This window comes from Paenibacillus sp. P4_A7, from assembly GCF_056402455.1.
The window spans coordinates 1-6732 of sequence record NZ_JBFUHJ010000401.1 but is presented as its reverse complement, the minus strand read 5'-3'; the positions used below and the strand labels follow the sequence as shown (position 1 = coordinate 6732).

Below are 6732 nucleotides of genomic sequence, written 5' to 3'. Positions count from 1 at the left end.
TTTCCGTTCTTACCAAATTCAACAAATCTGATGGAAGCCTTTTTGGATGAAATTATAATGGACAGCCCGGAGAAGGCCTTTGAGCGCTCAACTCGTCCGAGAGGTTCGAAGGACTATTACGAGAATAAGCTAATAGGCAAAAATGTTTTGGTTGGCTCATTAAGAGAAGTTCAGCAGCTTGATGATGCGATTCAGTTTAAATTCTATCATGTGCCACTTGAGAATATTTCTGATCACACGCTACTGACTCAGCTGGAATACGTGGCGCTTTATCAATCAGTCAAAAAGTTCGAGCCACGCGGAGAAACGGGCATCAACTGGTATGGAAAAATTACGGATTGGAAAGTCGTACGACGTAAAGAGATTATCGAACGACCAGCTAGGCCTGGTACAGAAGAAAAGCTATACGTGAAGTTTTCCGTTAGTGAATGGGAAAAGCGTCCTGTTCCAATCGTTCCTGGAGGCCGCGGTATTTATACGCTGCTATATACTTCTAAGTACGTGTTTGACCGCGCACTTGAAATTGCGGAGCTGAAGCTTGAAACCGATGAAGATTTGAAGATCTGGCGTGAGCAGCGACGGCTTGGTCTGGTGACTATAGAGCTCGATCATAATCAAATTGATTTGGCTGGTAAAGTGTTGGGTGTTGGTGGTTCTGTAGTCATACAACAGGATTGAATAGATCATTTATTTTAGGAAAAAACCCGGCTGACCCTTCACACAAGGTCATAACCGGGTTTCTATTCTTTAAAGCCTCATATCAAAGTAACTCCATTACTTAATCATATAAGGCAGTTTAAAAGTCCACAACTCAGTACCATTTTCTGCAGAAGTACTGTCTACACCAAAGTCGTTATCATTAACAATGACAAGAGTATTGCCATTAACAAGCGACACCCCTTCGATTTTCTCAAATGGATATTTAAATTCAACTGAATCAAGCACAGTACGCTTCGATACAGGTAGAATATCGTTTGTTTTTAGATCAGCAATGGTCATTTGCTCAAGCGTTTTACCAGCAGTGGTGGGATCATCGTACTTGCCCATGATGTTCGTAGCGCTGGACAAGTCAATGGAGTAAATCCGCTTCAGTTGTGCTTTATCGCCTGCGAATTTGTCACGCTCATCAATTAGAATCGTGTTCTCGCTGATAACGGTCATGTCAGAAAGAACGATATCAGCTTGAACCAAATTATTGAATTGTGTTGCATCTTCTAAGACATACACATATTCCGCTACCGGCTTCAGCGAAGCGAGATCGAACTTCATGATACGAATTTGGCGTGAGTTATCCATGGATTTATCAGGATTACGCAGCGAATTCTGCATGGCCATGAACATGTATTTGCCGTCAGGCGTCATGCCTACAGACTCAGCACCGCGGTTTTGACGAAGCTTATTGTACACGGTAGGCAACATTTCCTTAGCTGGTACAAGAGGCGTCGACACTTGTGCTGCCCAACCCTTTGGTACAATACGCTCGAGGGATCATATGAGAGTTCTTTCTCACCTTTCGCATCAAAAGGCGCTTCGTCGCGACCTTTAATGTTAGGCAAGCCGGTAACATGAGTTGTACCCGTCACTGGATTTATGCCGTTCACCTTCAAAGGAATTTGATCAAGTATCTTGATTTCATCGTTAGCAATTTGTATTTTATAGATGCTGGGTGTGTAATCATCTAGTGGAAATGTACGAACGGTTTTACCATTAACTTCGATTTGACCGTTCGGACCGCGATCGGCTGTTGAGTAGAACACATTATCTGGGTCGCCGGGTAGATGAGTTAGCGAAGATCCAACCCCCATTTTAATTCCTTTTGCGAGGTCTGGTGCTTTTAGCGAGTATTTACCGGTTAAGGTAGGTTTGTCCGTCAATGCAACATTGCTACGGAATTCATCCCAATCCACATATTTTCCTGTTGTTTCACTGAATGAGCGAATCGGTAAATAGAGACTGCCCTCGATATTGACAGCAGGGAGAGATGGCGTAACTGCTTGACCGTTATTCGAGTACTTAATTTGTTCAGCCGTTTTCCCACTCAGAACCGCTGCGGACACGATACCAGTTCCTGCTGTTAGGGTAAGTACAGCCATTGACGTAATAAGCCATTTTTTATTCATTGATTAAAAAGCCCCCTTCAAACTATCAATCTCTTAATATGGAATATATTAGCGGATCATTGTAAACATCGGATTATTAAATTGTATTGTATTTGTAAATGGACTTAGTATCACGCCTCCGACACTCCCCTTAGGCTACTCAAAAGTTCCCTAAATCAAAATGTACGATAACATGTGGTAATATAAGTGTATTAATTAATGAGATAAAATTTGAGCATACAAAGGTGATTGATGTGATCCGTCTAAAAGTAAGAAATGAATGGTTGGCCAATCATTTAGTTAATGATGATAGTGATAAAATGTTTGCAGCTGTTGTGGTGGGTAACAATCCAGGGGAAGTATGGGTTGATAACCCGTTAAATCCGGCATCCGCACTAGTATGGTCAGATGGTTTAGAAGGTTTCAATTTTATGGGGAATGCTAGGAACGCGCCTTTTAATCAATCTATTGCAATGTGGCTAAACAATGAAATGATTCCGTTCTTAAAAAGTAAAGATAAAAATAATTTTGAGTTCTCCGTGGATTCGGAGGAATGGTATCCAACCTTATATGAAGTGATGGCGAACAGGGAGATTCATAGAAGCTTTCAATACGTGTATAAATCTAACAGGAACACAAATGACCTTTTCAGCGCTGAGGTGTTAGAGTCCTACACGGCCGTAGAGATTAATGAGACACTATTTCATGAATTGAAAAATGGCGACATAAGTAATGTAGCATTTCTGATAAATTACATTCAGCAATATTGGGGCACTGTAGATAATTATTTAGAAAAGGGCTATGGTTACCTTGCACTGACTAACAAAAAAGAAATTGTAAGTATAGCCGTATCCTCGTCAGAGTTCCATTCCACACATACAGTTGGGGTAGAGACACTTGAAGGCTACAAGAGACAAGGAGTATCAAGTGCACTTGTAAGATTATTATTAATGAAATTACAGCAAAAAAATATTGCTGCGTGGTGGGATTGTATGGAGAGCAATTTGGCATCTCAAAAAACCGCTGAGAAGGCGGGATTAGTTAAAGCGTATCGTTATCAAATAAATTGGTTCTATTTTTTTACCAATAAAAAAATATCGATTGACAACGTTTGACGTTCATTGACATAATGGGAATAATAGACATAATTGTTTATATTTCGACTTGCTGAATGTACTTTTCGTGTCAGGAATGAGGGGTAATATGAGTCTTGAGCATTGGATTACAGAGTCGAAAATAAGGTGTGAAAACCTAGGCATGGATCCGTTTGGAGTACCTTCATTCTCAACATTATATTCGGATATAGAGATTAATAAAAAACGTGAAGAATATGAAGAGATATTGTCGGTAATTGATTTCTTTGTTCATAGAATGTTGGAGCAAATGAAGGGTCTTCCCCTGCTTATCATAATTTCGGATGAGAACGGATTCATTTTAGAGATGGCCGGTGATGAAGCCATCAGAAGTGTCGTCAATCAATCTGGTATACAAGAGGGTCTTGTATTTAAAGAAGTGGAAGCGGGTACAAACAGCATTAACCTGGCACTTCAATATCGGAAACCGATTCAGCTCATAGGGGATAATCATTACTACAGTTTTTTGAGTGCAAGCGCATGCTATTCCGTTCCGTTTCAATATACAGATATTAATAATCTTTTGGGCACTATTACGATCATGACCACTATAGATCAGCATAATCCCTTTTTATTGGCCATGTTGTGTACCGTAGTAGATTCGATCGAAAGAGAGCTGCTCTTAAAAAAACAAAATAGAAGATTACATATCTTGACTCAAGTTGTAATTGAAACGACCAGAAATGGCATTATTATTACTGATCGAGAAGGTAACATAACAGAATACAATAAGTCGGCTGAAATGCTAACCAATCTAAACAAACAAGATGTATTAAATAAGCCAATCGCCAACTTTCAAATAAATAAATTCATACATGAGGTCCTTCATAGTGGAGCGGAATATGAAGGCATTGAACTCAGAATTGCTCAGAAGAATGGGGAAGAGCAGCTAGTTTGTTTATTTGACGCTTTTCAGATCCATGATGAGAATATGAAGCTATTAGGTGCTTTTGCACAGTTCCGAGATATAACAGAGCGTTCAAAAACGGAAGATCAAATCAATTATTTGGCGTATCATGATGATTTAACAGGATTGCCGAACAGAAGATATTTTACACAGCGCTTAGAGAACGTATTATATCAATCGAAAGAAAACGGAAGTATGTTTACGATCATGTTCTTAGATTTGGATAGCTTTAAGAAGATCAATGATAACCTCGGTCACAACAATGGAGATACTCTTCTCCAGCTAGTTGCCGACCGACTTAAAGGCTGCTGCATGCCTCTCAATTCTATCGTGTCAAGAATGGGTGGGGATGAATTCACCATACTTGTACCAGAGATTACAGAGTACGACGATGCGATTACGCTTGCTGAACTAGTTCTTAGGACGTTTGAACGGCAATTCGTAATCGATGATTATGAGTTTTATATTACGGCAAGCATAGGTATCGTCCTCTACCCTTATGATGGAACCGATGCGGAAACGTTAATGAAGCATGCAGATATTGCGATGTATTTGGCCAAGGACGCAGGTAAAAACAATTACTCCGTGTTCAAAGCAGCGAAGAATAATCTGGGTATTGAACAACTTACTATAGAGAATTCCATTCGTAAAGCATTGCAGAATGATCAGTTTGTTTTGCACTATCAGCCTCAGATTAATATAGTAACTGGGGAAATTATAGGAACCGAAGCACTTATTCGCTGGAATCATCCAACCCTTGGTATCATTCCCCCAGCTAAATTTATTCCAATTGCAGAAGAAACAGGACTCATTGTTCCAATTGGAGAGTGGGTGCTTAGAACTGCATGTGCACAAAATCAACTGTGGATTGAGCAGGGCTACGCCCCCAAAATAATATCGGTTAATCTATCAACTCGCCAGTTTTTGAAACGTAATCTAGTAGACACAGTGAAGCAGGTTTTGCTAGAAACGAACCATAATCCTAAGTATCTCGAGCTTGAAATAACAGAGTCAATGACTATGGACGTTGAGTACGCTGTTGAAGTATTAGGAGAATTGAAGAAGCTTGGTATAAAAATTTGCATAGATGACTTTGGAACAGGCTATAGCAATCTTCATTATATTAAGCTGTTTTCCATCAATCGACTGAAAATAGATCAGTCGTTTGTTAGAGATATTATGACCGATACCAATGATGCCGATATTGTAGCGACTATTATTGCGATGGCTTACAATCTGGGGATTGATGTTATCGCAGAGGGTGTTGAAACGGAAGACCAATTGAACTTTTTGAAAACACTTAGCTGTCACGAGGTCCAGGGCTATTATTTTTATCGTCCATTGCCAGTAGAACAAGTTGAGCAATTATTTATTAAGCCGACCGTCGAACAATTTGATTGATAAGGGTGGAAAAATGAAAAAAAAGGTATATACCGTTATTGTCGAACATTTTAAAAATTGGGGTATTACTCATGTTTTTGGAATTCCGGGAAAATCGATATCACCGCTTATGCTAGAGCTCGAAAATCATGAAATACAATATGTGCTAGGTCGTCATGAAACCGGAAGCGGGTATGAAGCTTCAGGATATGCGCTTGGCAAGAAAACACTTGGTGTAGCCATTGGTACATCCGGACCAGGTGGAACGAATCTGATCACAGCCGCGGGACAAGCGAGGGAGTTTCAACTTCCTGTTTTATTTATAACGGGACAACCCTCGATGCAGGATACTGGTCGTGCTCTAAGCCAAGATTCAAGTCAGTTTGGAGCAGATTTGGTCAAAATGTTTGAGCCGGTAACCTTATTCAGCGCACGAATAGAGAGAGGGGAATTACTTCCCTTATATCTAAAACATGCGTTGGAGAAGGCCTATACAGGAGAAAAGGGTCCCGTTCATTTATGTATCCCTTTTGATGTTCTTATGGAGGAGATTGAATCCTTTTATATCCCCTTGCCGGACCATATATCACCCGTAGTATCACCTGATATAGAGAAAGCCATTTCTCTGCTGAATGGGGCGAATAGGCCTGTCTTGTTTCTTGGGAAAGGCGCGGTTATGTCTGAGTCGTACGAGGAATTGAGGATAATGGCGGAGCACTGGCGGATACCAGTGGTTACAACTCCGGGAGGAAAAGGAGCGTTCCCCTCGAATCATCCCTTGCATTTAGGCGGTTATGGACTTGGCGGTTCCATACATGCAACGGAATATATGCAATCCGGTATAGATTTAATGATAGTGGTAGGAAGCAAATTATGTGATATGTCTTTGTCGGGATTTACAGCTGATATGTATCCTGACAAAATGCTGCAGTTCGAGTATGACCTTACATTTGCGGGGAAAACGGTTCTGGTTCCGACTCAAATTATTTTAGGAGATCTAAAATATAACTTGGCTAAGCTGGTTGAGCTGAGCGGAGCATCGGAGAGGGATTATGAAAGAATCGTAATTCAAGGGTCTCAGCCTGACTTGAATACGAATAAGCCGTTATCAGCAGTTACTGCTATCAAAGCGCTTCGCACGGCGCTGCCTAACGATGCTATTCTTTTTGGAGATGCAGGAAGTCACTCCTTTTATGCCGTGCAGCATTTCGAT

At 40.6% G+C, this 6732-nt stretch carries 5 protein-coding genes and 1 pseudogene; 4 read left to right on the top strand and 2 right to left on the bottom strand.

Going from position 1 to position 6732, the window contains the following annotated elements; translation table 11 throughout:
- Positions 1 to 678, top strand: a pseudogene (locus tag AC1DWN_RS27355) (hypothetical protein); the annotation flags it as partial.
- 96 nt (positions 679 to 774) lie between these two features.
- Here AC1DWN_RS27355 and AC1DWN_RS27350 read toward each other — a convergent pair.
- On the bottom strand, positions 775 to 1407 hold the full coding sequence (locus AC1DWN_RS27350; protein WP_477562045.1) for an esterase-like activity of phytase family protein: 633 nt from the start codon (positions 1405 to 1407) through the stop codon (positions 775 to 777).
- On the bottom strand, positions 1365 to 2120 hold the full coding sequence (locus AC1DWN_RS27345; protein ID WP_477562044.1) for a stalk domain-containing protein: 756 nt from the start codon (positions 2118 to 2120) through the stop codon (positions 1365 to 1367). The genes AC1DWN_RS27350 and AC1DWN_RS27345 overlap by 43 nt, the downstream gene beginning before the upstream one ends.
- A gap of 224 nt (positions 2121 to 2344) precedes the next feature.
- On the opposite strand from AC1DWN_RS27345, the gene AC1DWN_RS27340 reads away from it, so the two are divergent.
- From AC1DWN_RS27340 to AC1DWN_RS27330, 3 genes are all read left to right on the top strand, one after another.
- Positions 2345 to 3214 (top strand): GNAT family N-acetyltransferase, encoded by an 870-nt coding sequence (locus AC1DWN_RS27340; protein ID WP_477562043.1) that lies wholly within the window; start codon positions 2345 to 2347, stop codon positions 3212 to 3214.
- Positions 3215 to 3302: 88 nt separating this feature from the next.
- Positions 3303 to 5540, top strand: a complete 2238-nt coding sequence (locus AC1DWN_RS27335; protein WP_477562042.1) for an EAL domain-containing protein — start codon at positions 3303 to 3305, stop codon at positions 5538 to 5540.
- 13 nt (positions 5541 to 5553) lie between these two features.
- Positions 5554 to 6732, top strand: a 1179-nt coding sequence (locus AC1DWN_RS27330) for a thiamine pyrophosphate-binding protein (RefSeq protein ID WP_477562041.1), incomplete at its 3' end; no start/stop codon positions are given.